Genomic DNA, 2,966 nt, shown 5'->3' on the forward strand with positions numbered 1-2,966 from the left:
GCGATGACACACATTACTAGTCTAGGTATAGATTGCATATGGACGAAGGACGAACAAGGCCGTCTAGTAACTGAGGCAAGCGGGCCTTACGGCTCAGGAGTGTGCTGGCATACAAATGCCGTGAGTGAAGCTACTAGTCTCAATGACCAAGGGATGCTTGCGTGGCATGAGGCTCCTGTTTTTGACCATGAGTACGGTAATAAAAATAAGTGCTATTACGAGGTGGATAAGAAGAATGGTATCGCCCGGTTGTTATTCGGTGACGATATATCCGATAGAGAGGCGGAGGAATGCAGGCAGCCTGAAAGTGAAGCCCAAGCCATCGCATTGGCATCTCCGATGGACAAAAAAGTAGAGTTCGGCGGCTATGTGGCGAGAAAGTCTGATCTTCTTGGCGCTCTAGTGCTGGCTTGCTATACCGGCAGCTTGGATACGAACAACTCAACGGTTTCCGAAAATGAAAGGGTGAGAAGATATAGTGCCCTCCTAGACTTATACGGCGATGATAGGAATAGCGCAGCCCGTGTCACCAAGGCGTTTGAATTTGCTAGTGTGAATCTACGCGACCGATTTCCGCTTGATACAATGGGGCGGTATCGCGTGGCGGTCTGCGACCAAATGGCAATCAGTGGCAAGTTTTAAAGAAATGCTGGAGTAGGTCTTCTCTCCGCTCATGACGTAGGCACCATCTTTCCGGTCTCTGGCAGGATGACCTTCGTTATCCATTTCTGAAACGTCCGGGCTTGGGGGCGGAGCGCATCACCAGCTTGTGGGTACCAGTCTCGGAGACCTGCAGCATCGGTTTGTCAGGGGATGGACTAAGTGGGCTCTCCTCACTCAGGTCAGCTCAGCCTTCTTGTTCAGGATGTCGTCGATGACCATGTCGCAGAAGACGGCGAACTTCACGTCCAGCCAGCGGGCGAAGAAGACGGCCAGCTTGGGGTGACCCCAGGTGCCGGGGGTGCGCCCGCCCCTGAATGCTTGCACCACAGGGCAGTCCGTGGAATCCACGGTTTGAGAAAGCGCCTCGATGTACTCCAACGCATCAGGCGAGCGCATGAAGTTGCTCAAGTCCTTCCCGAACGCCTCAGCGGCCTTGGTCATGTTGAAGTAGCCGTCCTCGCGGAAGTGGAAGACGTTGTTGTTGTATTCGCGGGTGATGATGTTGGTGTCAGCCTGCCTCTGACTCTGCAGCCCTGCTCTTGGCTCTCTGCACTGTGGCTGTGCTTGCGCCTGTCGCTGCTGCAGCCTCCCTGATGCTCATGCCTTTTGCCAGGCAGGTCAGGATGCGCTGGTGCAGTTGCTTGTCGATCTGCTTACCCTTGAACGCTCCCTTGGCCTTGGCCTTCTCGATGCCCTGAGCCTGCCTCCTGCGTCTGTCCTCGTAGTCCTTCCGGGCGATGGCTGCGAGCATGTCCAGCAGCATGTTGTTGATTGCCGCCAGCATCCTCCCGGTGAACTCGTCAGCGTTGGTCTGCTGCATGGACTGGTGAGAGGTGGGCAGATCGAGAGCGACAACCAAGACGCCCTTGGCTCTGATAGTCTGCCGCAGTTGCTGCCAGTCATCCTCCGTCAGGCGTGATAGGCGGTCGACCTGCTCAATCAACAGAACATCGCCAGGGTGTGCATCGTCCAGCAGACGGAACAGCTCAGGACGCTGCAGAGACGCTCCGCTCTGGTTCTCGACGTAGTAGGCGGCAATCTTCTGCCCATGCTGCTCTGCAAAGGCTGTCAGTGCTTCCTTGGCGCGTGTCGCGTCCTGCTCTTGGGTGGATGCTCGGAGGTATGCCCGGACGTACATGCTGACTGCTCCTTGTGTTCGTTAAGGTGTAGTCAGTATTGTTGTGTTCGTATAGGTTGTCAATATGGTCTATACGAACACGATTGATGGCTGTGTTCGTGTGGTCGCTCAGGTATACCCAAACGAAACAGCAGAAGAGCGTAGGCCTGTGGCTGGTGAGAGCAGGCTGTGGGCTCGCTTGGTGCGCTCAAGTTTGCGGGAGAGGTTGGCGAAAAAACGTGACCCGTACCCGGTACGGGGGGAACGGGTTGGAAGCCATTATCTATTAAGGCCGCACAGATTTTTCTGAAAAAATCAGGCCGGTTATTTTGATCGATTTTTGCACACACACACAAGATGGTGTGTATATTTTTTGGCTACTTACTACATATTGTTTGGTTTGTGCCAAAAAAACGTTGACCGTGTGGGTTTGTTTTCGTTATACCTGCAGTTGTGGGCAGAGCAACGCCCATAAAAAAGCTCCAGACCCTCGAAAAGAGAGAACGGAGCTGTGTTCGTCTATCTGGCGTGCGCCTAGGAAACGTTGCCAGTAGACCTTCCCGAGACGCTATCGTCGCGCATCGGTTGACGGAATATAGCTGGGGGATGGTTGATGTACAAGGCCGTTCGTCTCTGCTTGCGGTTTGTCTGTCGGTCGATGCGCTGCGCTTAGCTTTGACATCACTTAGAGGTGTTTATGACTAGAAAACGTAGCAGCAAGCGAGTCCTTCATCGGAGTTCTGTCTCCGGGAGATTCGTGACCGAGAAGTATGCGCGGAAACATCCGCGTACCACTCAAACCGAAAGACGATGAGGTAACCAGCAATGGAAGAGTATTACGTTAATACCAACGCACAAGCCAACGGCGACCATGAGGTTCATAAGCGTGGTTGCCGCTGGATGCCCACATATCCAATCGCCCTTGGTTACCATTCCGGGTGCTTCTCCGCAGTGCAAGCAGCCAAACGGTACTACACGCAATCAAATGGCTGCGCATTCTGCAGCCCTCTCTGCCACACCAGCTAAATCGAGGTGACGTCCTGCCCTTCGCTTGAGGGGCAGTGACGTTCTCAGGTTTCTATTTAGGCGCGCAGGTCGCTGCTTGTATTTCGCGTTTAGTCGGTCGGGGGTAAGTCAAGAGGGCGCTCTTTAGCCAAGTTCCCAAATGCATCTTCAACTCGCTGGG

The 2,966-nt window shown here is 54.0% G+C and carries 3 protein-coding genes; 1 reads left to right on the plus strand and 2 read right to left on the minus strand.

Going from position 1 to position 2,966, the window contains the following annotated elements:
- Positions 1-642: hypothetical protein (locus C1949_RS19120; RefSeq protein ID WP_211287224.1), on the plus strand; the 642-nt coding region annotated here is incomplete at its 5' end.
- A 195-nt stretch (positions 643-837) separates the two neighbouring features.
- Here C1949_RS19120 and C1949_RS19125 read toward each other — a convergent pair.
- Complete coding sequence (locus C1949_RS19125) at positions 838-1,248, minus strand: KilA-N domain-containing protein (protein ID WP_308421320.1); 411 nt, start codon at positions 1,246-1,248, stop codon at positions 838-840.
- The gene (locus C1949_RS19130) at positions 1,172-1,801 is read right to left on the minus strand and encodes a recombinase family protein (RefSeq protein ID WP_104739957.1); all 630 of its coding nucleotides are present in this window, start codon (positions 1,799-1,801) and stop codon (positions 1,172-1,174) included. The genes C1949_RS19125 and C1949_RS19130 overlap by 77 nt, the downstream gene beginning before the upstream one ends.
- Positions 1,802-2,966: the final 1,165 nt, after the last annotated feature.

It is taken from the genome of Halopseudomonas oceani, from assembly GCF_002903165.1.
Classification (GTDB): Bacteria; Pseudomonadota; Gammaproteobacteria; order Pseudomonadales; family Pseudomonadaceae; genus Halopseudomonas; species Halopseudomonas oceani.